Annotated in this window: 21 protein-coding genes and 2 pseudogenes; 3 read left to right on the top strand and 20 right to left on the bottom strand. The window is 43.4% G+C overall.

Going from position 1 to position 22,763, the window contains the following annotated elements; genetic code table 11:
- Positions 1–305 precede the first annotated feature (305 nt).
- The gene (locus WKT08_RS04210; RefSeq protein ID WP_003006131.1) at positions 306–1,001 is read left to right on the top strand and encodes a VIT1/CCC1 transporter family protein; all 696 of its coding nucleotides are present in this window, start codon (positions 306–308) and stop codon (positions 999–1,001) included.
- Positions 1,002–1,029: 28 nt separating this feature from the next.
- On the opposite strand, the gene WKT08_RS04205 is transcribed toward WKT08_RS04210, so the two are convergent.
- From WKT08_RS04205 to WKT08_RS04135, 15 genes and pseudogenes are all read right to left on the bottom strand, one after another.
- Positions 1,030–1,569 (bottom strand): NADPH-dependent FMN reductase, encoded by a 540-nt coding sequence (locus WKT08_RS04205; RefSeq protein WP_003006128.1) that lies wholly within the window; start codon positions 1,567–1,569, stop codon positions 1,030–1,032.
- Between the two features lie 314 nt (positions 1,570–1,883).
- A complete protein-coding gene (locus WKT08_RS04200; protein WP_150905648.1) occupies positions 1,884–2,966 on the bottom strand; it encodes a PD-(D/E)XK nuclease family transposase in 1,083 nt (360 codons plus the stop codon).
- Between the two features lie 249 nt (positions 2,967–3,215).
- Complete coding sequence (locus tag WKT08_RS04195) at positions 3,216–4,139, bottom strand: L-lactate dehydrogenase (protein ID WP_340280294.1); 924 nt, start codon at positions 4,137–4,139, stop codon at positions 3,216–3,218.
- Between the two features lie 153 nt (positions 4,140–4,292).
- Positions 4,293–5,168 (bottom strand): Rpn family recombination-promoting nuclease/putative transposase, encoded by an 876-nt coding sequence (locus WKT08_RS04190; RefSeq protein WP_340280292.1) that lies wholly within the window; start codon positions 5,166–5,168, stop codon positions 4,293–4,295.
- 115 nt (positions 5,169–5,283) lie between these two features.
- Positions 5,284–6,885 carry a type I restriction-modification system subunit M gene (locus WKT08_RS04185; RefSeq protein ID WP_340280290.1) on the bottom strand — a complete coding sequence of 534 codons (1,602 nt, stop codon included), beginning with the start codon at positions 6,883–6,885 and terminating at the stop codon, positions 5,284–5,286.
- A gap of 21 nt (positions 6,886–6,906) precedes the next feature.
- Positions 6,907–7,200: a helix-turn-helix domain-containing protein gene (locus WKT08_RS04180; RefSeq protein ID WP_340280288.1), complete on the bottom strand. Its 294-nt coding sequence runs from the start codon at positions 7,198–7,200 to the stop codon at positions 6,907–6,909.
- Positions 7,190–7,285: pseudogene (locus tag WKT08_RS04175) on the bottom strand (type II toxin-antitoxin system RelE/ParE family toxin); the annotation flags it as partial. The pseudogene WKT08_RS04175 and the gene WKT08_RS04180, both read right to left, overlap by 11 nt.
- A 117-nt stretch (positions 7,286–7,402) precedes the next feature.
- A complete protein-coding gene (locus tag WKT08_RS04170) occupies positions 7,403–8,236 on the bottom strand; it encodes a hypothetical protein (RefSeq protein ID WP_340280286.1) in 834 nt (277 codons plus the stop codon).
- A gap of 1 nt (position 8,237) precedes the next feature.
- Positions 8,238–8,777 carry a hypothetical protein gene (locus tag WKT08_RS04165; protein WP_340280284.1) on the bottom strand — a complete coding sequence of 180 codons (540 nt, stop codon included), beginning with the start codon at positions 8,775–8,777 and terminating at the stop codon, positions 8,238–8,240.
- A 9-nt stretch (positions 8,778–8,786) separates the two neighbouring features.
- Entirely contained in the window at positions 8,787–9,992 is a 1,206-nt protein-coding gene (locus tag WKT08_RS04160; RefSeq protein ID WP_445330259.1) for a restriction endonuclease subunit S, read from the bottom strand.
- A gap of 130 nt (positions 9,993–10,122) precedes the next feature.
- The gene (locus tag WKT08_RS04155) at positions 10,123–11,019 is read right to left on the bottom strand and encodes a hypothetical protein (RefSeq protein WP_340280280.1); all 897 of its coding nucleotides are present in this window, start codon (positions 11,017–11,019) and stop codon (positions 10,123–10,125) included.
- A gap of 395 nt (positions 11,020–11,414) precedes the next feature.
- Complete coding sequence (locus tag WKT08_RS04150) at positions 11,415–14,408, bottom strand: type I restriction endonuclease subunit R (RefSeq protein ID WP_340280278.1); 2,994 nt, start codon at positions 14,406–14,408, stop codon at positions 11,415–11,417.
- Positions 14,409–14,534: 126 nt separating this feature from the next.
- Positions 14,535–14,899, bottom strand: a pseudogene (locus WKT08_RS04145) (TIGR02328 family protein).
- Positions 14,900–15,277 (bottom strand): YbgA family protein, encoded by a 378-nt coding sequence (locus tag WKT08_RS04140; RefSeq protein WP_024055771.1) that lies wholly within the window; start codon positions 15,275–15,277, stop codon positions 14,900–14,902.
- A 258-nt stretch (positions 15,278–15,535) separates the two neighbouring features.
- Positions 15,536–15,793: a SemiSWEET family transporter gene (locus WKT08_RS04135; protein ID WP_003011864.1), complete on the bottom strand. Its 258-nt coding sequence runs from the start codon at positions 15,791–15,793 to the stop codon at positions 15,536–15,538.
- Positions 15,794–16,079: 286 nt separating this feature from the next.
- Between WKT08_RS04135 and WKT08_RS04130 the strand changes: the two genes are divergently transcribed.
- Positions 16,080–16,343 carry a SemiSWEET family transporter gene (locus WKT08_RS04130; RefSeq protein ID WP_003012241.1) on the top strand — a complete coding sequence of 88 codons (264 nt, stop codon included), beginning with the start codon at positions 16,080–16,082 and terminating at the stop codon, positions 16,341–16,343.
- Positions 16,344–16,710: 367 nt separating this feature from the next.
- Here the strand turns inward: WKT08_RS04130 and WKT08_RS04125 are convergent, their stop codons facing one another.
- The 5 genes from WKT08_RS04125 to WKT08_RS04105 all read right to left on the bottom strand — a co-directional run bounded on the left by WKT08_RS04125 (position 16,711) and on the right by WKT08_RS04105 (position 21,359).
- Entirely contained in the window at positions 16,711–18,696 is a 1,986-nt protein-coding gene (locus tag WKT08_RS04125; RefSeq protein WP_340280274.1) for an FtsX-like permease family protein, read from the bottom strand.
- Positions 18,697–19,455, bottom strand: a complete 759-nt coding sequence (locus tag WKT08_RS04120) for an ABC transporter ATP-binding protein (protein WP_340280272.1) — start codon at positions 19,453–19,455, stop codon at positions 18,697–18,699.
- 15 nt (positions 19,456–19,470) lie between these two features.
- Complete coding sequence (locus WKT08_RS04115) at positions 19,471–19,599, bottom strand: hypothetical protein (RefSeq protein WP_023917509.1); 129 nt, start codon at positions 19,597–19,599, stop codon at positions 19,471–19,473.
- Positions 19,600–19,714: 115 nt separating this feature from the next.
- Positions 19,715–20,689 (bottom strand): sensor histidine kinase, encoded by a 975-nt coding sequence (locus WKT08_RS04110; protein WP_340280269.1) that lies wholly within the window; start codon positions 20,687–20,689, stop codon positions 19,715–19,717.
- Positions 20,682–21,359 carry a response regulator transcription factor gene (locus tag WKT08_RS04105; protein ID WP_003006080.1) on the bottom strand — a complete coding sequence of 226 codons (678 nt, stop codon included), beginning with the start codon at positions 21,357–21,359 and terminating at the stop codon, positions 20,682–20,684. The genes WKT08_RS04110 and WKT08_RS04105 overlap by 8 nt, the downstream gene beginning before the upstream one ends.
- A gap of 169 nt (positions 21,360–21,528) precedes the next feature.
- Between WKT08_RS04105 and WKT08_RS04100 the strand changes: the two genes are divergently transcribed.
- Positions 21,529–22,713 (top strand): DUF2974 domain-containing protein, encoded by a 1,185-nt coding sequence (locus tag WKT08_RS04100; protein ID WP_340280266.1) that lies wholly within the window; start codon positions 21,529–21,531, stop codon positions 22,711–22,713.
- Positions 22,714–22,763 lie beyond the last annotated feature (50 nt).

The raw sequence follows: 22,763 nt of genomic DNA, 5'->3' as shown, positions 1-22,763 counted from the left end.
AATTGAAAAGGTTCGGGGAACCTTTTCAATTTTTTTATTTTACGGAGTTCTTTCCCACTCCCTTTTTATTATCCTTTTCTAACCCGTGTGACAATGCCATCAGGATCCTCAAAGGTAAAGTCACTTCTGCTAAATAAATCTTGCTAGAATAGGCGTATGTCCTATTCTTTCTTTTTGCTTGCAATACCAAAGATTATAACTTAAATTTCATTAAATTGTCGAACTTTTATCATTTGAGTTAAAATCCTTGCTTTCTTTTTGTATTTTATTTATAATCATTCTAAATAAGATGAAGGAGATATTGTATGACTGAAATGAAACATGGAGTAGATGAATCATTTAACGACCGCTTGAATATCTTGAGAGCCGCTGTTCTCGGGGCCAATGATGGGATTATTTCTATAGCTGGGGTGGTGATCGGGGTAGCCAGTGCCACGTCAAACATCTGGATCATTTTCCTTTCTGGCTTATCGGCGATTCTGGCAGGTGCTTTCTCGATGGCGGGCGGTGAGTATGTCTCTGTTTCCACACAAAAAGACACGGAAGAAGCCGCTGTGAACCGCGAACAAGCCTTGTTGGATCGCGATCCAAAGTTAGCGAGAGAATCTCTCTACCACGCTTATCTTCAAAATGGAGAATGCGAAACTTCCGCAAAGATTTTGACAGAACGGGCCTTTCTGAAACATCCACTCAAAGCCCTGGTCGAAGAGAAATATGGTATCGAATATGAGGAGTTTACCAATCCTTGGCATGCTGCTGCATCTAGCTTCCTTGCTTTTTCAGTTGGTTCCCTTCCTCCAATGCTCTCTATCATTCTCTTTCCAGCTGCCTATCGCATTCCGGTGACAGTCTTCGTTGTTGGACTATCCTTGATCTTCACTGGCTATACCAGTGCAAAACTAGGAAAAGCACCAACCAAGCCAGCGATGCTTCGCAACCTCATCATTGGACTTCTCACCATGGGTGTGACTTACTTCTTCGGACAACTCTTTAGTATCTAAAAAGCTGAGACTTCTGTCTCAGCTTTTCTTATGCTTCTAATAAGGCTTGTGCTTGTTTTTCCAGTCCTGCGACCGCTTCATCTGTCAAGACCAATTCACCTGTTTCCCAAGCTTCTGGGTTAACGGTTGTTCCAGTAAACTCTCCAACCACTTGAGTCCGAACGAATGGTAAGAGCGCTTGGTAAGCCGCAAACATTGGCTCGTGTCCTGCATTAGCGACTGAAGAGACGGTTACGATCTTGTCTTGAAGGGCAGATGGACCACGAGTTTCTGACAGGTCAAGGGCACGGCTAAGCCAGTCGATCAGGTTTTTCACTACACCTGGAATGGCAAAGTTGTAGACTGGTGAGAAGATCCAGATGGCATCCGCAGCAAGGACCGCATCACGCGCTGCTTGCACAGCTGGCAAGGTTGGTGTTTCTAAATCTTGGTTCATCATTGGGATGTCCTTGTAGTCCAAGTAAGTCACCGTTGCTTTTCCTTCAAGAAGGCTTTCTGCTTTCTGGGCCATTTGGTGGTTGAATGATCCTTGACGAAGAGATCCGACGATAAATAAAATGTTTTTCATAGTTGTTTCCTCTTTCTGTTGTAAGATTATTCATTACAATAGTTATTATACAGGATCACAATGTAATGTCAAGGATTACAACTCGTATTTTTAAACTTCTATTCCAGTTCACTAGGTGAGGGGCAAGAGGAGTGAGAAAAAAGGTTGGATAAAAGTTTCCAACCTTCAATAAATCATAACCGTATAAATCTGTAGAGGATCAAGATCCAAAAATAACGAACTCCTGACGATCTTTACAATCCATTTTAGAACTACTTTTTTCTCAGCAAGGTAATTCTCGAAGTTTCATTGTTCCCAAAATTCTGTTCACGCTACTACTCCTCGTCAGACGAATCCGTAGCCAACATTTTTTTGATGGATTCGCTGGATAAATCCGTCATTTCAGCAATCATCTCGATACTCATCCCCTTCAAAGATAGTTTTTGAATCAGAGACTGCTGACCAGCTTGAACTCCCAACTCCATGCCTTCTTGTCTGCCTTGTTCCAATCCCTGTTCAAGACCACGCTCGAGACCTTGTTCAAGACCACACTCGAGTCCCTGTTCGAGACCTTGTTCGAGTCCCTGTTCAAGACCTTGTTCGAGACCTTGTTCGAGTCCTTGTTCGAGACCTTGTTTCAACCCTTTCTGAAAACCGGCTTCCAGTTGTTCTTTCCGAAAGGTATCCATGCTCATTTCCCAATTTTCTCTGATACGAATCCGTTCATCAATCATTTCTTTTTCCTCCCTTGTCCAATTTGATGGGATCAGGAGTGATTCTGCCTGCTCGATCACTTGATCTGGTTGATGACTGAATGGGCGATTGCCAAAGAATTCAAGCCATTGTCTCCAGTGAGCATTCAACTCCGTATCTCTACTTTCATTATACTTATCCAACTCTAAAAAGGCAACCTTTAACATATTGTGCGCTACTCCATCCTTTCGAGAGCTATAAAGAGGTGTCCCATCTACTGTATGGCGCATTTCATAGACATTGACAGGTGAATCTAAATGAGGAAAAATACTTCGCTCCAGGATAGCGATCCCATAGACCGGCTCCAGCTCCTGGTACATAGAATGGGTCGCCCCTTTCTTTCGCTTGCGTTGGACATTTTCTACCAGTTGATTGGCTAAATAATAGTGAAAACGATTCAAGAAATACTCTTGCTTCAAAACTTGAATCTCAATGATCACTTCAAGCCCACTATCTAGTCTTGCTCTCACATCAACGGATGTTTCAAAAGGAAGATCTCCTAAAAACCCCTGCTCATGGATCTGGTCTCCTTCTAAGATCTCAACGGACTCTACTGGCAGATCCAATACTTCGCGGATGAATTTGGCTGTCACATCCGGCAGACTAAAAATCTTTTTTGCCATTAAATCCAAGGTGGGCGATACATACTCGTGTCGTTTCTTCATAGCAACCTCCAATGATTTCGTGTAGGGAATCCCCTCACTTATACCATTCGAAAAAATTGCAGAAAAAGAGGCTGGGACAAAAGTCCTAGCCTCTCAATTATTTTTGGATTGTCGAGCAAGACGCAGTGGTTGAGTGGGCTCTACTACGCTGATTTCATCAGCTTTTACAGCCCTACTCAACTGTGCGGAGGTGGGACGACGAAATCGAATTCTAACGAATTACCGATTTCTGTCCCACTCTCTTTGCTTTTATGCATGCTCCAATCCTTTTCGTGTATTTTCTTTGATAGTTTCGGCTGAATGGAGCAATTTTTCTTTTTCTTCTTCTGTCAAATGCAAATCCAATCGTTCAAGAATTCCTTTTCGACCCACGATCGCTGGGTAGCCAAGATAAGTTCCATATTCTGGACGATAGTTAGACACTGGCATTTCCTCGTGGCTATCATTGATCACAGCTTCTGCCAAGCGTTGGGCTGCTGCTGCAATCCCAAAATTGGTATAGAATTTGCCAAAGAAGACTGTGTGACCACCGCGTAAGGACTCGTAGTTGATGGCGTCAAGCTCTTCTTGAGAGAAGAGATCGGTAATAGCATGTCCTTTGACACGGACCTGACTCCAAGCGACAAATTGAGAATTTCCATGCTCACCAAGATTGTAGCCTGATACACTGGCAGGTGAAACCTGCAAACGATCAGCGACTGCACGCTTCATCCGAGCTGTATCCAGCAAGGTCCCTGTCCCAATCACCTGCTCTTTTGGAAGGCCAGTATATTGTTGATAGAGTTGAGTGACAGCATCGACCGGATTGGTCACTACCAATAAGACCCCGCTAAAGCCAGAAGCCTTCAAATCACGCGCTACTTGCACCACTTGCTTACTGGTAAAGGGAAGCTCCGCAAAACGATCATTCGTGTTATTGGCCTGAAGCTCGATATTTCCCAGAGTCGACACCACGACATCCGCATCTTTTAAAGCCGCATAGTCATTGACCGTGATATGAACCGGATACCCCGTATTGGCAACGGTATCACAGAAATCCAAGGCATCTGCCTTGACCTTTTTCTCATTGGTATCAATCAAAACCAAGTGATCACAGGTGTGTTTCAAAATCATGCTGTGGGCCAAGGTTGCACCCACATGCCCCAAACCAATAATACCAATTTTTCTTGTCATCAGAATCCTCTTTTCTAGTATCGATCACACTGTTGGTGAGGATAACTCTTTGTTGACTCTATTCTACCACAATTCTAGAAAGGCGGATTGAAAAAATGGGAAAATTTTCAAGTTTTTTCAAAAAAGAAAAGAGGCACTGCCTCTTTTAACGACTCAGGAAAGAAGAGTCTCAATCTCTTCAAGCGACAAACCTGTCATCTCTGATATCAGATCAGGTGTCATTCCTCGTGAGATCATCTCGCATACCAACTGTTTACGACCTTGTACTAGACCTTCTTCGCGCGCTTCGTCTATAGCCGTCTCCAGGGTCATATCATAATTTTCTTGAATACGAATCCGCTCGTCTATCATGGTCTTCTCCTCCTTGGTCCAGCTAGATGAATCCAGTAATGAATCTGCGTGGGCTACAGCCTGACTGGGAGCTTTTGTAAAGGGAAGATTCCCAAAAAATTCCAGCCACTGTCTGCCTGCATCTGTCAGGTTCTCATCTTTATTATACTTGTCTAGCTCTAAAAAGGCAACCTGCAGAAGATTTTGGTGCTTGCCATTTTTATAATAAGCCTTGAGTTGCTTGCTGGACCGGCTATTGGTCAGCCAGTATTTATTGATGGCAGCCTCTTCGTCTAGCAAGAGCGACTTCTCCAAAATCGCAATCCCATAGACTGCCTCCATCTGCTCGTACATCTTATGTGTCTGACCTTGCTGGCGCAGTTTTTGAACATTCTCCACCAGCTGATTGGCCAAATAGTAATGGAACCGATTCAAGAAATACTGCTGCTTGCGAATCTGGATCTCGATGATCACCTCGGTCCCGTCATGGAGCTTGGCTCTCACATCCACCGCAGTGGAGAACAAGTCATCCTCCTCATAGGCCATGCTGTGGGGCTGGCTTCCCTCCACAATCTGAGCATCTGCCACATCCAGCTCTAAAATGTCCCGAATAAATGCTGCCGTCACCTCCGGTAAACTAAAAATCTTCTTGGCCATGATATCCAAGGTCGGCGATACATGCGCGTGTCTTTTCTGCATCCCTGCTCCTTTTCGATAAAAAATAGAGGGAAGTTCCCTCTACTTCTATCATTCGAAAAAAATTTGGGAAACAGGAAATAGAATACCCTTTACCTAATCCCTATCTCCTCACACCCTAGCCCTTAAACTCTTGAACAAATTTCTTGAGTTCGGCGTCGGATTCTGGTGTCGTTCCATGAAGCTGGCTGAGCATATCTAGAAGAGAAGCTGTCTGGGTCTCAATCGTCTTGTTTGATTGGTTGATCTTAGCCACGATCTCTGTCAGTGGCTCCACTTCTTCTTCCTCAAAGGTATCCACATAGCGTGGGATATTGAGGTTGTAGTCATTCTCGACAATCTCCTCAAAGCTAGCCAGATGGGCAAACTTATCCATGTCCTCTCTGCTCTTATAGGCCTTGAGGATCTTCTCGATATGGGCATCCGTCATGATGTTCTGGTTCTTGCCCTTGTCAAATTCCTTAGAAGCATCGATAAAGTAGACGTTCCGATTGGTCCGGTTTTTCTTAAGAATGATGACCGTCGTTGGGATGCTGGTATTGAAGAAGATATTGGCAGGAAGACCAATCACCGTATCAATGGCCCCTTCTTCCAGCAAGGCCTTACGAATGGTTCCTTCAGCATTGCCACGGAAAAGGACTCCGTGAGGAAGGACGATGGCCATGACTCCCTTGTCCTGCTTGAGGTGGTAATAACCGTGCAAGAGGAAGGCAAAGTCTGCCTTGGACTGAGGGGCGAGCTTGCCAAATGGGGAGAAGCGAGGATCATGGAGGAAGCCGGAGCTGGCGGACCACTTAGCTGAGTATGGGGGGTTCATGAGGACCCCATCAAAGTTGGTCGGCTCTTGGGTCGGCCAGTCTTCGTCCAGCGTATCGGCATTGTGCAAGAACTGGTTTTCCACCGGAACCCCGTGTAGGATCATGTTCATCCGAGCTAGGTTGTAGGTAGAGGTATTGAGCTCCTGACCAAAGTACTGGACGGTTTCAGGCTGGTGAGAATACTTCTTGGCATTGAGCAAGAGGGAGCCCGATCCCATGGTGGCATCGTAGATGGTAAAGCCCTGCTCATCTTCACGCCCTAAAAAGGCAATCTGGGTCATGAGCTTGGCTACAGGCTGGGGTGTATAGAACTCTCCAGCTTTCTTACCCGAGTCAGTCGCAAACTGACCAATCAAGTACTCGTAGGCATCCCCAAGCATGTCTCCTGCATGACCTGCCACATCCAGCACTGCTAGCTCTTTCATAACGGCAGCCACTAGCTGGTTTTGCTTTTGAGGAGTGGCCCCTAGCTTCTTGGAATAGAGATCAATATCCTCAAAGAGGTTTTCATAGAGGTCATCACTTTGCTCGATGTCTCGGAAGCCTTGAGCAAGATCTTCCAACTGGAAGGTCCCTTCATTGACCCGGTCTACCAAGGCCGTAAAAGTCAAGTCTGGCTTGATAACATAGTTGAGCTCATCGGTGATGACAGCGATCAAGTCCTCTTGAGAGGCTGGATCCTCATAGTAGGATCGGTAAAGCACCAAGGCTTCATCCAGACTTTCTGTCTCCTCCTCCATAGTCTCCGCTACAAAGAAGAGCAACTTATCTGAGAGGTACTTGTAAAAGATCATCCCTAAAAGGTAAGACTTATAGTCATTGGCATCCATCTTAGAGCGGAGCACATCCGCTGAGTTCCACAGGGCTTGGTAGAGCGACTGGGAGGTTTGTGTTGTTTCCATAGTAATTCTTTCTGATTTCTTTTAGACCTTTTCTTGCTCCAGTGGGACGACGGCGAGGGTCTTGTCCAGACTGGCTAAGACTTTCAAGACCGTGTCCAATTGAGGACTGGTCTTTCCCGTCTCCATCCGAGCGATGACCGGTTGACTGACCCCACTGAGTTCTTCTAGTTTCTTTTGGCTAATGCCCTTTTCATGACGAGCCTCGATCAGCTCTGTCATAATCGCGACCCGCAGATCACTTTCCAGGATTTCTTCCTTGGTAAAAAGCTCTGCTCTCACATCTTTCCAATTGCTGCCGATGGCACTATTCTTCATCTCTTTGCCCTCTTTCCTTCAAATCTTGCAACTCTCGCTTAGCTTTCTCGATCTCTCGTCTAGGTGTCTTTTGCGTCTTTTTGACATTAGGACTCTGTGGTCCTTACACTCTCTACTGAAAATAACTTGAGGTGCATATCCCCCGAGGTTGGTTAATTTTTTTATACGTTGTGTTACAGATACATTATTAAAGATTATTATCTCAGTCATTCTTCTTAACTAATCGCCTAGCTGAGCTAGCTTCCATCTGATAACTAGTTATTGGATTAGTATATAATCTCCCTAACGCCAATTTTAAAAAACTTGTTAATCGTTTGTTAGTATCAATTATAAATTTTCCTTCTGAGACCTTAAAATCCTGCTCGGGGTATTGTTCATATGATGTTAATAAGGTGCTAATTATTGATGTATTAGATAAATCAATTTCATCATCTTTTAGAATTGCCACCATCTTTAAATTGTTAGATTTAATTTCAAAATCTGAGAAACTAACTAAATCAATTCTTTTTAACTCATTAACTTCTGCCTGACTAGCTATACGGTAGTAATCATCAATTCCCTTAAATAGGCTATGAATCGTTCTAAAATTTTTGAAGTACAATTTATCATTTCCATCAAAGTAAGCATCAATTTCAGATTTTAATTCTATCCCATTATCGATTATTGTTCTTTCCGGTTTTCCAATGTTTGGTAACCATTTTAAAATAGATTTATCAACCATTCTCTTTGATTGTGTGATTTTTTGAAACACTAGTTCATCATTTCCAACTTTTCGAAAAATTAAATCAATTTTCGAGAACTCTTCTTCAGTCACATCATTTAAACTTACAGTACTTAAAAACTTGTCCCCATATTCTTTGACCATAGGCATATGATCATCATCAATTTCAATATAGAACCAATCCTCGTGTTCTAATTTTGCTTCTGGATCAAACTCTCTACTATTTTCAGAAGTAATCGTTGGGGCGATTAATTCTGAAATATCATCTGAATTATCCAATTTTCTATACGTTCGACCTACTTTTACTAAAAACATTCTATTCCTTCTCCAAAAATGTAAAATTATTTATTCTAACTAGACCTTCTATAGTCCCAGTCTCTTTGACATCTTTTTTCTTGCTATAAATAATAAAGACATTACCAGCATTATCAGTGACTCTGTAATATCGATATGAGAGTAACCATATCAAATTAAAATAATACGATCTCTCCATAAGAATCCACCATATTAGAAAAAGTAGAATCACCACTACGACTTGATATAAAAATGCTAACTCACCTAAACCTAACATAATTACAAAAAGCCCCAGATAGGTTGGAATGATTTCATTTTCCACTGGTTGTATACTTTCAGCTTGAGCAGTTTCATTCGCTTTTTTATATCTTATTACTAGCTTTAATATTCCAAAAGAAAAAGAAAGCATCAGGAAAATCAGCAGTCCTATTTTTAGAAAACTACATGCATAAGTATCATGTGATGGAAAAATATCTATTGTAAATAGATACAAAACTAAACCTGGTGAAAAAGAGCAAAATGATAAACAAAATGATAAACAAAATCTTTTAAATTTTTTCATAACAAAATTCTATATAAACATATCTTGTAAGAGTTTCTTTTTGAGTGTTTCGAGTTGAGAAATTTTTTCTTGGTGAGCAACGATGAGGTCATCGAGATTAGAGAAGTATGAGCCGATGGCTTGTTGTTCTTCGAGTTTTGGAAATACAAATTTCAAGCTAGAAAAGTCTTTAAAACTGATACTTTTCCCATCTCGAATTCCATAGGTAACTGTCTCTAACCGTTTTATAAACTCTTTCGAAGTTAAAATCGAGTTCCAAAAACCTGGTAAGTGATTTTCTTTATCAATAAAATCTATAATTGTATATGCAGGTGAAGTTATTCCTTCTAATTTAGATAAAGCAAAACCTCCTTGAAAAGAACGTAAATGAATTACAAACTGACCTGGTTTGACAACCTTATAATTATTGAGAGTAGCTTCATCATACTTAATATCAATACCTATTTCATCTCTCAAAACCATACCATCAATTTGAGAAGCAGACAGCACAGGTAATAATGCTCTATTCTTCTCAGATACTGACTTAAAAATCTCATCTGCACGTTTTATTTCCCACTCACCATCAAATCCATCCAAACGAATCTCAGGAACGGTCTGTCCTGCTTTGGGAAACATCTTGGAGAGCATGGTCGCCTTGAAAGATTGGTAGTTAGCAAGGTTATCCTTGTAGCTAGCCAAAAGGTCGTCGAGAGTGCGGAAAAGGGAGCCGATGGTGGATTGTTCATCCAATGATTCTGGAATACAAAAAACAAAAGAATCAATTTCTTTAGAAGATATATTTGGTTGTGCACCTGCTACTAATACAGCATTTAATTGGTTAGTAAATGCTTTCGTCTGCAGAACAGAAGAGAGAAAATCATAGTCTACTGTCCCATTATTTTGGAAATAACCTACCCGTTGATTTTGATAATATTCTTCCTCAGAATCTAACATAGCTATTTTCCCTGTTGTAGCACCTGACATAGCTAATAGAAGTGAACGTCCTTTAAGTACAAATTTCTCATCCGGACTTAGTTTTGAATAATATTCAAATTCACCTCCAACAGTCCCATCAAATCCAATATTTGAGATTCTAACAATTGGAATTCCAACATTTTGAAATTTTTCACTTTTAAAAGCAAGTCCTCCACGTAAAGGAGCAATACTTTGTAATGTTTTTCTATTCCATTTTTCATAAAAATTATTGAATTTTATTTTAGGTAGTATAGCTTTCAAACTCTTCACCTTACCTCATTCATCATTTTTTAATATTATATCATGAAAAATATATATGAATGCTAATAACAAAATAAAAAGAGAAGAAAATACCTCTTCTCTAATTAGCACTACTCATTTTTTTAGGAAGTTATAAAAGACTAATTAACTCATCATCAAGCAATGATTTATTGTCTTTATATTTTTCTGAATGCTCCATGTAATCTATAAAATACTCTGGAGAAGAAGTTGTTGAATCTAGAATATAGTTCTTCTGTTTATCTTCATTGTACGGTTTATTGATTTCAAGTTCTCTCAGAGTTTTTTTAGAGTATGGTTTCCCTTTTGCATCCTGATACATCGGTAATAGCTGTAATCGACTAAAGATATTAGAAACATATCTTGCTGGAGATATAATATATCTCTTACTAACCATTGTTTTGGGAACCAAAATCAATAATCTATCTTTTTTATTTTCCTCTGGATCCAACACATAAGGACTCTCAAACTTTGCCCATTCATGATTCTTGTGATCCCAATATTCAAAAGTTTTTGTATCACTACTAATTTGAAGCCCGTGTAATCTAGCTTGTTCTAATGAAAAAACAATAAGTTCTTTCTTCAACAAACTGACAATCAAATCTGACATTCTATCTTCAGAAAATCTCTTAATAAATAAAGGCATAGCTACTGAAGTTAATGCTTTCTCTTGGACAGCTATAATAGATGATTTTACATAACTAAAAAATTGGTCAAGCATCTGCATTGAGACACCTTTCCCTTTTGAGTTATTTGAAGAATATCCTAAATGCGTTGCATTGCATTCTTTCGAATGTGAAAACAAATTAAATGAATCTTTCTTATTCCCTTCACAATAAATTTCATAAGACTGCTTAATAAAATCATCAACAATTTTTTTAAAATTGTCTGGTAATAACAACGGATCTACAAATAACATAACATCTTCATTTGTATCAACATCTAAAAAGTCTAATCCTATTTGTATGTGTTCTCTATTTAGATACTTTGATAATCGAATACCGATCACCTACTCTCAATAAAATTTGTAGAATGTAGGTTAGGATTTTCACTTAGATTTACAATCTATCAAATAAATGATACACTAGATGTGGAGTTTTTGAATAGTGCTTTCCTGAACTAGCGAAAAATCCTAATTCTATCAAGTCGTCAGCGGCAACTGACGTCTTTTTTTCTACATTTAAAATTATAGCATACAAAAACAAAAAATCAATATCTTGTGGTATTTTTTGAAAATAAATTTAACGAACACAATATATAGTTATTTATTGCCCTTTTAAGTTCATATTCCTATCATAATCTATATGTAGTGTATTTAATTCCTTAATGCAAAATTCAAAATCTCCCCTAGAATGACTGTTCTAGGGGAGATTTTGGGTTTTATATTGATACTTTCTTCATATCCTACCTCCCCACTCTCAGTGGTTCAATCACCTCTTCGATCAGTTGGGTATAGGCTTCTTTGATTTGTTTTTTGTAGCTGAGTGGGTTGAGGGCATCGGCTACTTCTGCCTTGTAGTCTTTGTAGCGTTGGCTCTTGGTCAGCTGGCTTTCGCCGGCTTGTTTTTTGGCGCCTTTGCGATAGTGTTGAATATAGTAGCGGAGTTCGTCGGCTCCGATATACCAGCGTTTGGCAAAGCTTACGATATGGCTATCAATGACGGATTCGATCATCTGGTCCAAGACTCCGGTGATAGATTGTCCTCGGTAGCGTTCGGGCTCTTCTTGGACTTGGGTCCAGAGGTTTTGGATGATCTCCGCTAGGCTTGGATTGGTCCGGTTCAGACTTTCGATATAGCTATCCACAGTTGCGATATCCTTGTCACTCAAGGTCTGCTCGTCATTTTCCTCCTGCTGGATCATACTCTGGATCAGCATCAGGATATAGGCATAGTTGATCTCATCGACTTGGACAGACTCCAGCTCATAGTGGATATCCAGCTCATCTTCCCTGCCCACTTCTGGGTCCCTGCTCTTGATCTCCGCCAGGATATTTTGATAGAGGCCCAGATAGGCTTCGAGCTGACTGTCGCTGAGGCCTGTTTCCCGATAGATCTCTTCCTTATCATACTCTGAGTAGACGCGGATCGAGGCTTGGTACTTGTCAAAGACCTGATAGGCTTTGGCGACCTTGCGGAGCTGGGCTGTTGGAGCCTGCTCGAGGGCGACTCCTTCTTCTTCGAAGTCTGTGACTTGGCCTTTAAACTCTGCCCAGGCTTTTAAGAAGTTGCGCTTCTCTTCTTCCCAGCTTGGTGCCAGGACCTCATTTTCTCCTCCATTGGAGTAGAGCTTGAGGGCATTGTCGACAGCTTCCTTAAAGGCTTGAGGGCGCTGGAAGGTGATGATATGGCCGAAGTGCTTCTTGTCATCAAAGATACGATTGGTCCGGCTAAAGGCCTGGATCAAGTCCTGTGGGCGCATAGGCTTGCGATCGATAAAGAGCGTAGAAAGACAAGGTGCATCAAAACCAGTCAAGAGACGATCGACCACGATGACCAGATCCAACTGCTCATTGCGGTAAAGGTACTTATCCTGCTTTCTAGCCAGGCGATTGTTGACATCGGTGTTAAAGCCCCGCAGATCCGCTAGGCTAAAATGCGTACCAAACTCTTGGTTGTAGTCCTCCATGACCTGCTTCATGTGGTCTTGGTAGCCGATGGACTCCTCCTCATTTTCAGATACTGAGTAGGTGATGGTAAACTTTGGAAAATCTGGTAGGTATTGTTTGACCCGCTCGGAAACTTTGACCCGCTCCTTACCAGCGAGAATGCTCTTGAGCAGATTATAATAAGCCTGTGCTCGTGGGATGGACTTGACCGTCAAGATAGCCTCATAGCTCTTTCCGACCCCTTTAGGGATATTGAGCTGTTGCTGGCTCTTATTGAGGATAGCATCTAGGACCTCTAGCATGTGCTCCTTGTCCTCATAGGCCTGGTCCGGAATCTCTTCTTCTAGCAGATCCGAGATGATGGTATTGCGGTAGTCTACCTTAAAGCCTAGAACTGCTCCATCATGGATGGCTTCCTTGACCGTGTATTCATGTAGGCGTTCACCATACTGTTGGTGGGTGGTCTGAGCCAGGTCTCCCACTTGCTTGCGTTTGTTTTCTTTAAAGATCGGAGTCCCTGTAAAGCCATACCAGAGAGAGTTCTTGAAGTAGGCCTTGATCTCCTTTTGCGTCTGTGGCGTGACCGCCCGATGGCACTCATCCACGACAAAGGCCACGCGCAGGTCCTTGATCTTCCCAGCATCCCGCTGGTACTTTCCTTCTTCAAACTTGCGCATCATGGTCGTGATTTTCTGGATGGTCGTGACCACCACGCGCTTGTCATTGCCCCCTAGGCGCTTGACCAGCTCATGGGTATTGTCCGTCTCGTCGATGTCGATGACATCATTGGCCGCATAAGAGAGAAAGGACGAAGTCGTCTGCTGGTCCAGGTCTCTGCGGTCGACGACAAAGATGGTCTTTTGGATCGCTGGGATCTGCAAGAGATTGCGCGCTACCTTGTAAGAGGTCAGGGTCTTGCCTGATCCGGTCGTATGCCAGATATAGCCTGACTCTTGACGGCGGGAGGCTTCCTGCACTGCCTCGATGGCATGGATCTGGTAGGGACGCAGGAGGATGAGGGCTTTCTTGCTATCGTCGATGACTGAGTACTGCATGACCATCTGGTGGGCCCGAGGGATGGAGAGGACCTCATGGGCAAAGCTGTTGAGATCGATCATGGGCTGGTTATCCTTGTCCACCCACTTGGTCAGGAATTGCTTATTTAGCTTGCTTTCACGCGCTGCAGCGATGTAGCGTGTGTCGACTTTATTGGTCACGACAAACATCTGCAAGCTGGAGTAAATCCCCCGGAACTTGCCTTCACGGTCGTACTTTTTGATCTGATGAAAGGCATCTAGAAAAGCCACTCGTGGACTCTTGAGTTCGATATGGATGAGGGGCAAGCCATTAATCAGAAGGGTCGTATCGAGCCGTCGATCCTGGTCTAGTGGATAGGCCTTGTCGCGTTCGACTTGATTGACCACTTCATAGCTTGACTTACCAGCAGCGATATTGTCCCGCCAGATGACTGCTAAGCGGATCGTCCCTAGGCTGGCATCTTCACGCTGGACTTCAACCTTGGCGATGCCATTTTCACCTGCTAGCCACTTGGCTGCTTCATAATAGCTGACAAAGTTGAGCTGGTTCTTGATCTGGCGCTTTTCCTGATCGGTCAAGGGATGGTCCGCTAGCACAGCGACATTGTTTTGCGCCAGCTTATCAAAGAAATTGTCCCATAACTGGTCTTCATTCTTGAGATCCTCTCGGTAGGTCCACTGACTCTCCCCTGATGTCAACTGCTGGATCAACTGTCTTTCAATCTCAAGTTCTGGAGTTGCTACTGCCTTCATCCGTTTATCCTTTTCCTGTACATAATCTCCTATTATTATAGCATGTTTGGGAAAGAAATTAACGCTTTCAAAGCATTTTGTTGGGATTTGGCGCAAAAAAACGAACCTGGTTTGGTTCGTTTTTTCTTAGTCTAATTGAATCCCTTTTTCTGCTAGGTTATCCAAGCATTCTTGGAGGTAAGTGTCCTGATGCTCGGGATAGATAGGGGTGCTCAAGGCTTCCTCTTTCAGCTCTGAGTAGGCTGGGCAGGTTTTGCCTCGGTAGGTCGGCTCCCACCACTCTGGGCTGACCTTTAGCCACGAGCTGTCATCTCCTCCATGATCAGGCGGTGATAGGCATAGAGGCGATAGGGCGAGTAGTCAAAGACATAGTTGACCGTTGCGTGCTTCTTGCCCCAGCCATTGCCTCGAAGGGCGCAGCATTCCCGGTGTTGGCCCAGGAGCTGGGGACGAGGGAGTTGGGGAATCAAGTCTTGGTGCCAGAGTCTCATCTATTGACCTCCTAGTAGCGTCGAGTCTTGTAAGTAGCGATTTGGGTAGCGCTCTAGGAGCGTCTGGATCCCCTTGATGAGATCCTCTTGGCTAGCTTGGCTATGCTGGTATTTCTCAAGTAGCAGCATGAAATCCGCCTTTTCCTCAGGAGTCGCCTGCTTTTTGAAATAGCCCCAGATATGCTGGAAGGCATTGGAGACCTGGCCACGATTTTCCGGCAAGGCCAGCGCTTGCTGGATCAGGTCCTCGACGTGGCTGACCTCCACCTGGTCTTGCTTGAGGTATTCCCGGATTTCCTTGTAGATATTACTGGAATGACTGAGCACCAGGTATTTATTTTTCGCCCATAGGACTTGGCAGTGATGTTTTTGATCCACTCGTGTCTCCTTTTGATTCTCTCTATCAATAGTCCTCCCATTATACCATGGAAATGAGTGAAGTTATAAAAAAGAGGCTGGGACAAAAGTCCTGGCCTCTCAATTTCTTTAGATTGTCGAGCAAGACGCAGTGGTTGAGTGGGCTCTACTACGCTGATTTCATCAGCTTTTACATCCCTACTCAACTGTGCGGAGGTGGGACAACGAAATCGAATTCTAACGAATGACCAATTTCTGTCCCACTCTCTCTTTTATTGATTACAAGGCTGTGATGGCTGTGATCAAACCAAAGATGATCCCTGGTGCATTGGCTGCAGCAAGTGGAATATCGCGTTCTTTTTTGAAGAGTCCGTAATAAACCCAAAGGCTACAGTTGATGGCTGCGACAAGGGGTTGAATAAAGTTCCCTTTGTGACCAGCGAGGTTGTCCATGATTTGTGGGAAGTAAGACACATACATCATAACAGACATAAAGGTCGCAACCCAACCAAGAATTTTCATTTGTTTTTCATTCATTTTGAAACTACCATTTCCTTTTCTTTTTTTAAGTATGCACTATTCTACCTTTTGTCCTTTACAAATTCAAGTCTTTTTTTCAAATGTTACCGAACTGTAAAGTGTCACAATCTTGTGATTTTGCAGGAAGATGGATTTCTCTTCGAGAGAGTCTTCTCTCTAGTAATTATTTTAGACACTTTGTCTAATTTTTTTGCAAATGTAATCATTTTCATCTTGAATAGCATGCAAATTAATTGCATTTTCTTCCTACTTATGCTATTTTGATACACAGAGGTAAAATTTTATGAATAAACAAAAAATCAACCAAATCGTTGGCTCGATCGGTGCCTTTATTGGGATTATCGTTTTCATTGCCTACATCCCACAAATTATTGCTAATTTACAGGGAAATAAGGCCCAACCTTTCCAACCCTTGTCAGCTGCTATTTCTTGCTTGATCTGGGTCATTTATGGTTGGACAAAGGAACCTAAAAAAGACTGGATTTTGATCATTCCGAATTCGGCAGGTGTCATCCTAGGGGGATTGACTTTCCTTACATCACTTTAATAGAAAGTGAACAAAGACTGAACTCTACGGGTTCAGTCTTTTTTGTGTATCCCTTTGAAAAACAAAAACAATCGCAGTCGGTTTTCGCAAAAAAGCCCGCCATGAGCGAGCTTAAAAAGTTGACAATTTTTACTTTGAATAACCTAATCTGGACTATTGTGCAAAAATATCCAAATGATTTCTCATTATTATTTAGAGTATATTGAAACTTTCCGCTGTGAGAAAAGTGCCTGAAATAATCATGTTTCAGGCACTCGGAATTATTGAGACCTTAGGCTCAATAATTAGTCATGGAACTTCTTCGAAGTTCGCTGACGTCCGTACTCACCTAAGGAAAGTTTCTAATTTGATTCGAGCTTCTTTTTCCTTATATCTGCACAATCTTACGATAGCTCCGAGAGGTGATCCAAAAGACGATCAGGTAGGTGATGAGAAAGACGGCGCAGACGCTAAGGGTGACGATGAGGACTTGGCTACTATTGATGACACCGAGGACTTTGAGAATGAGTCGGATCATATGATAGGCAAAGGCCAGGTGGATAAAGGCAAAGATGAGAGGGAGGAAGAAGACAGTCCGCACTTGACGGTTGATGGTCCGTTTGACCTCGTGTTCATCGAGCCCTACATGTTGGAGGATGACGAAGCGGTCACGGTCTTCATAGCCTTCTGAGATTTGCTTGTAGTAAATGACGATGACGGTTCCGACCATAAAGATCAATGACAAGAAAATCCCGATAAAGAAGATGCCACCAAAGAGGCTATTCAACTCTACCACATCATTGGCTCGGTTACCTCCATAGATAAATGTTCCTTGGGCCTGTTGGCTACTCAATTCATCGATCATCTTGTCATAGCTGGCTGCTAGCTTGAGCTGCTGGTCTTCATCAACATTGACATTGAAGCCACCGTAGATATTGGTATTAATGGCAAGATTTGGAAACTGGGCGACAAATGCTGAAAGGTCTGGCACGATCAAGTAATTGAAATCCTCCGTCAGCATGTTAAACTGATTGGGCACATGATCGGTGATAAAATCCTTGCTCACCTCTTCTTTGACTTGGAAGTCTTGCCCGTTGATAGTGAACTGCTTTTGCCCTTTAAGATCCTTGTTATGGGCAAAGAGGATGACTTGGTTGCCTGTCAGATTGATCTTTTCTCCTGTCATGTGTTCATAACTAGCTACATCAAAGACCATAAAGACGGTTTTAGGAGTGACGCTGCGTTCATCAGCTGGATAGACGGTCAAGTCTGTGCCCTTTTGTGATTTAACCCCAAAGTTGGCATAGATCATCAGGTCCCGATTCTTGATCTCGAGATGGTGCTCAGAGGCAAATTCATCAAATTTCTGATTGATCTGCTCCAGCTCAACCCCTTTTCCTTGGACAGAGAAATCATGAGGCGCCATGATTTTCTTGACCATTTCGCTACCGACATAGATGTTGGTTGCTGCAGAGATGGTTACCAGCACCATGGTCGAGAGGATGGCAATGGTCGCAAGCCCCACTGCATTTTTCTTCATGCGATAGATGAGGTTAGAGACCGAGATCATATTGTTGGGCTGGTAATAGTAGCTCTTCTTTTTCTTAAGCAGATGCAAGAAGACGGTGATCCCAGCATTAAAGAGCAGGTAGGTTCCGATCATGACCAGGATAACGGCTAGAAAGAAGGTCACAAGCGCAATAATGGGGTCTTTGACAGACACAGCTAGGTAGTAGCCAAAAGCAAGAGCTGCTAAGCCCAGGATGGTTTGAGGCCACAAAAAGCGGGCTTTCTTTTCGCCACTAGATTTCTCACGCGTCAACTGCAAGGCATTCAAACGAAGAATGCGCCAAGCATTGAGAAGAATCAAAAGTCCAAAGATGAGACCAAAGGTGACAAAGACCAAGATGACAATCCCAGGTTGGAAGGTAGATACTAGCTGGACCTTCATCTTCATGAGTTTCAAGAGAAAGGCAAAGATCAGCTTGTCAAAGAGGGCTCCAATCAAGACTCCGGCTGAGATGGTTAGAAAGCCAAACATCAAGAGTTCCTTGAAGATCATGCTGATGAGATGGCGTTTCTCAAGACCCAGCATGCTGTAGATTCCCAGCTCCTTGGAGCGATTTTTCATGACGAAGCTATTGGCATAGAGCACGATGATAGCTCCCGCCGCATTGACCACGAAGAATCCCAAGCTGAGAGTGAACACTATAGAAGAGCCCCCTCGAAGCTCGGAAATGCGGGGATTAAAGGTCAGGGAGTCAAAGAGGTAAGCGATGGTCACTGCGAGAATGACCGCAATCGCAAAGGGATAATAGAGCTTGCGGTTCTTGATCAGATTGGAGCAAGCTAGTTTAGTGGTTAATCGAAACATCTACTCCACCTCACTTGCCATGACTGTCAGAGTATCTGAGATTTCTTGAAACATCTGACGCTCCGTCTTTTCCCCACGGAAAATCTGGTTGTAAAGGATCCCATCCTTGATAAAGAGCACGCGCTTGGCACGTGCTGCCGCTGCGGTTGAGTGGGTCACCATAAGAATGGTTTGGCCCATAGTGTTGATATCCTCAAAGACGTCCAGCAAAGCAGCTGAAGACTTAGAATCCAGCGCCCCTGTTGGCTCATCAGCAAGGAGAATTTCTGGCGAGGTGATGATAGCCCGTGCTACGGCTACCCGTTGTTTTTGCCCACCAGAGATTTCGTAAGGGTATTTTTCAAGCAGTTGGTGGATGCCCAACTCCCGACTCACGCTATCCACCTTGCTCATCATTTCCTTGAACGGTCTGCGAGAGAGGACTAGAGGGAGAAGAATATTGTCCTTGACAGACAAGGTATCAAGTAGGTTGAAATCTTGAAAGACAAAACCTAGTTTTTCCCGACGGAAGCTCGAAGCATCCTTGTTCTTGATGGTGGAGGTATCGGTGCCATTGAGGTAGACCCGCCCTTCGGTCGGCTGATCCAGCATGGCTAGGATATTGAGGAGGGTCGATTTCCCGGATCCTGATTCCCCCATGATGGCGACGTATTCGCCCTTCTCAACGGTAAAATGAATATCCTTTAAGGCTTCAACCTGCGTTCCTTGAAAGCGGGTTTTGTAGATCTTTTTGATATGTTGAACATCTAGTAATGACATGATTTTCTCCTTTTACTAGTAGATCAAGAAAAATTCTTGAGTTTGGTGTAATACTTGGCGACCAAATTCTACCTTTTCCAGATCGGTTTGGTTACTTGGTTTCTCAGTCTTTTTGAGTTGTTTCATCCATTTCAAGAGTTTCATTTTCTTGACCTCCTTCATTTGATGAGACTATTGTATAAAAAATAAAAGGCGGCTACCATAACCTAACCTTTCATTTTACCGTTTATTTCTTACATTTTTGTAAGATGGAGAAAAACTAATCCATGACCAGCTTCTTCTCTTCAAAGCGAATAGCGACGGTTGTGCCTTGGCCAACCTCTGAGTGGAGGCTAATCTTGTGGCCCAATTGCTCTGCAATTTTCTTAGAAAGATAGAGCCCGAGACCTGACGACTGCTGGGTCATGTGGCCATTGTAACCGGAGAAGCCCCGCTCAAAGACACGGAGGACGTCGCTATTTTTGATCCCAATCCCGCTGTCTTTTATATAGAGGGTCTGGTCTTTGAAATAGACCTCAATTCCACCTGTACTGGTATACTTGAGGCTATTGGACAAGAGCTGCTCGATGATGACCAAAAGCCACTTGCGATCAGTAATGACGGCGACATCCAAATCATGCAGGTTCACTGTCAAGTTCTTTTGGATAAAAAAGAGGGCATATTTGCGGACCACTTCTTTGACCAAGTCCTCTAGCGACACGCGCTTTAAGACCAGATCATCATGAAAACTCTCCAGTCGCAGGTACTGCAGAACCAGATTGGCATAGGAGTCAATCTTAAAGAGCTCCTGCTCCATCTGCTGCTTGACAATGGGCGTCTCGACATCTTGGACCAAGAGCTGACTAGCCGCAATGGGCGTCTTGATCTGGTGAACCCAGAGGGTATAGTAATCCATCAGGTCATTGAACTTGGCCTGGGCTGTCTTCCCTTCCTCCAGACGAGCCTGCTGTTCCTCCGTGTATTTTTCAAAAAGAAAATGTTCCAGAGGTGAGGCAACTTCTATTTCCTCATACAGCAAGGCTTTGCGGTAGTCTTGAAAGGTCATAACGAAATCCCAGATCAAGACACAGAGGGCAAAAAAGCCTAGCACCAAGGTCGCATAGAGGAAAACCGTCCCTGTCTCTGGAAAGAGATAGGCAAAGACCAAATCGACGATCAAAAAGATGACCAATAGATAGAGTAGGCGCCTGCGGGATACCACATACTGCCAGAAGATCGTTCCAAATTTATTCATGGGTCAACCCGTAACCGATGCCTTTCTTGGTTTCGATGAAGTTTGACAAGCCAGCCTCTTCTAATTTCTTACGAAGGCGGGCCACATTGACAGACAAGGTATTGTCATCAATAAAGAAGTCACTATTCCAGAGCTCCTTCATCATGTCATCGCGTGCCACGATACTGCCTGCATGTTCAAAGAGGACACGCAGGATCTGAAATTCATTCTTGGTCAGCTTGATGACTTCCCCTTCATACACCAAGTCCGTGGACTTGAGATTGAGGATGGCTCCCCGGTGCTCCAGCAGATTTTGATCTGTCCCAAATTCGTAGGAACGGCGCAAGAGCCCTTGGACCTTGGCAAGGAGGACATTTTGGTCAAAAGGCTTGGTGACAAAGTCGTCTCCACCCATATTGATGGCCATGACAATATCCATAGCTTGATCCCGTGAAGAAAGAAACATGATCGGAACCTTTGAAACCTTGCGAATCTCCTGGCACCAGTGGTAACCATTGTAGAGAGGCAGGCCAATATCCATGAGAATCAAGTGGGGGTCACTTTCGACAAAGATCCCGAGGACATCCATAAAATCCTCTACTGCGACCACTTCATAGCCCCATTGTTCCAATAATTGTTTGACTTGTTGGCGGATAATTTCATCGTCTTCTACTAAGAGAATTTTATGCATGGCTTTCTTTCCTTCTTTTTTTCTTCTTCCTATTATAACAGATTAAACAGCAGAGAAAAAGGCTGTTTCAGAGGGAAAGAAGATCTGGTCCCTACTTTCTTGATGGGAGTCCCTTTTTCTACATCCATTTTTGTGCTATACTGAAAGAAAGAAGACACGGGAGGCACAGATGTCGACTATTTTTGATTACCTAAAAGAAGTGACTTATGATTCCATATATGACCGTCCTTTCAATGAACTGGATGTTCTCGCATTGACAGAGCTGACCTATCTGCCCTTTGGACACATTGTGCCTCAAGGAGATACAACAGGGATCCAAGTGCGCCTGTCTGATGCGATGGAACTGATCGATCGGACAACCGATTTCATCGTGAGTAACCAGCACCTGCAATTAGTCGATGACTTGGCTACTTCAAAGCGCTATAAGAACATCAAACTCCTCAACTATGTCGATGAGTACGATCCCGATGTGCAAAAACAGTTCGCGGCCATGACCTATCGGCTTAGTCTAGATGCGTATTTGGTCGTTTTCAGAGGGACTGATGACACCTTGATCGGCTGGAAGGAAGACTTCCACATGACCTATATGGACCATGTCCCAGCTCAGAGGCGCGCAGCCAGCTACCTGCAAAACGTCATGAAGGAATTTCCTAAAGGGCGCTTCTTAGTAGCCGGTCACTCCAAAGGGGGCAATCTCGCAACCTATGCCTGCACTTACCTTCCAAATCATCTGTTTGAACGGGTCGATGCCATCTACAGCTACGATGCTCCTGGCCTCAACAGAGCCATTATCGAGACCGAAGGCTACCAGCGGACGTCCCCAAACATTCTTCGCTTTGTCCCACAAGGATCCATCGTCGGCATGATGTTGGAAGTGCCAGAACCGACGACCATTGTCAAAAGTCGCGCATTTGGTGGCTTTACCCAGCATGATGCCTTTACTTGGGAAATCAAGGACTACAGCTTTGTGACCGTTTCTGAAACCAGTCCAGATAGCCAGCAGACCGATCTGACCTTAAAACAATGGGTTCGCGAAACATCGGCAGACGAGCGCAAGAAGTTCTTTGATACCTTTTTTGGTATTTTTCTGGATGCCGGCATCACTTCCATCAATGATCTAACCGATCTCAAACAGCTAGCTAAGGCCAAAGAAATCCTCCAAAATGCCCAGGATTTGGATCCAACCGAGCGGGAGATGCTAGAACGCTTGGCCAAGCAGCTCATCGACACCCGCTTTCAAGCTTGGAAAAAATGGCAGACGGTGCCCCGCATCCTAGTTCAAATGGCCGCATTTTTCAAGCGAAAAAAAGCAGTCGATTCCGTCTCGCCACTGCTCCTTGAGCACAAGGAATGAGACTCAACAACTGAAAAAAGAGACAACTTCTTCTATTCACTAAAACGCAA

This window comes from Streptococcus sp. HCA-5024 (assembly GCF_037890265.1).
In the GTDB taxonomy this organism is placed as follows: Bacteria; Bacillota; Bacilli; order Lactobacillales; family Streptococcaceae; genus Streptococcus; species Streptococcus lingualis.
The sequence above is the reverse complement of the archived record's forward strand: the minus strand, read 5'-3'. Positions and strand labels throughout refer to the sequence as shown.

Coding starts and splice junctions, on each gene's coding strand:
- WKT08_RS04150 (WP_340280278.1), bottom strand. CDS start 14,408: ATGAAGGCAGTAGCAACTCCAGAACTTGAGATTGAAAGACAGTTGATC.
- WKT08_RS04210 (WP_003006131.1), top strand. CDS start 306: ATGACTGAAATGAAACATGGAGTAGATGAATCATTTAACGACCGCTTG.
- WKT08_RS04180 (WP_340280288.1), bottom strand. CDS start 7,200: ATGAAGAATAGTGCCATCGGCAGCAATTGGAAAGATGTGAGAGCAGAG.
- WKT08_RS04130 (WP_003012241.1), top strand. CDS start 16,080: ATGAATAAACAAAAAATCAACCAAATCGTTGGCTCGATCGGTGCCTTT.
- WKT08_RS04110 (WP_340280269.1), bottom strand. CDS start 20,689: ATGAATAAATTTGGAACGATCTTCTGGCAGTATGTGGTATCCCGCAGG.
- WKT08_RS04105 (WP_003006080.1), bottom strand. CDS start 21,359: ATGCATAAAATTCTCTTAGTAGAAGACGATGAAATTATCCGCCAACAA.
- WKT08_RS04205 (WP_003006128.1), bottom strand. CDS start 1,569: ATGAAAAACATTTTATTTATCGTCGGATCTCTTCGTCAAGGATCATTC.
- WKT08_RS04120 (WP_340280272.1), bottom strand. CDS start 19,455: ATGTCATTACTAGATGTTCAACATATCAAAAAGATCTACAAAACCCGC.
- WKT08_RS04165 (WP_340280284.1), bottom strand. CDS start 8,777: ATGAAAAAATTTAAAAGATTTTGTTTATCATTTTGTTTATCATTTTGC.
- WKT08_RS04195 (WP_340280294.1), bottom strand. CDS start 4,139: ATGACAAGAAAAATTGGTATTATTGGTTTGGGGCATGTGGGTGCAACC.
- WKT08_RS04200 (WP_150905648.1), bottom strand. CDS start 2,966: ATGAAGAAACGACACGAGTATGTATCGCCCACCTTGGATTTAATGGCA.
- WKT08_RS04190 (WP_340280292.1), bottom strand. CDS start 5,168: ATGCAGAAAAGACACGCGCATGTATCGCCGACCTTGGATATCATGGCC.
- WKT08_RS04170 (WP_340280286.1), bottom strand. CDS start 8,236: ATGTTTTTAGTAAAAGTAGGTCGAACGTATAGAAAATTGGATAATTCA.
- WKT08_RS04185 (WP_340280290.1), bottom strand. CDS start 6,885: ATGGAAACAACACAAACCTCCCAGTCGCTCTACCAAGCCCTGTGGAAC.
- WKT08_RS04100 (WP_340280266.1), top strand. CDS start 21,529: ATGTCGACTATTTTTGATTACCTAAAAGAAGTGACTTATGATTCCATA.
- WKT08_RS04115 (WP_023917509.1), bottom strand. CDS start 19,599: ATGAAACTCTTGAAATGGATGAAACAACTCAAAAAGACTGAGAAACCA.
- WKT08_RS04135 (WP_003011864.1), bottom strand. CDS start 15,793: ATGAATGAAAAACAAATGAAAATTCTTGGTTGGGTTGCGACCTTTATG.
- WKT08_RS04125 (WP_340280274.1), bottom strand. CDS start 18,696: ATGTTTCGATTAACCACTAAACTAGCTTGCTCCAATCTGATCAAGAAC.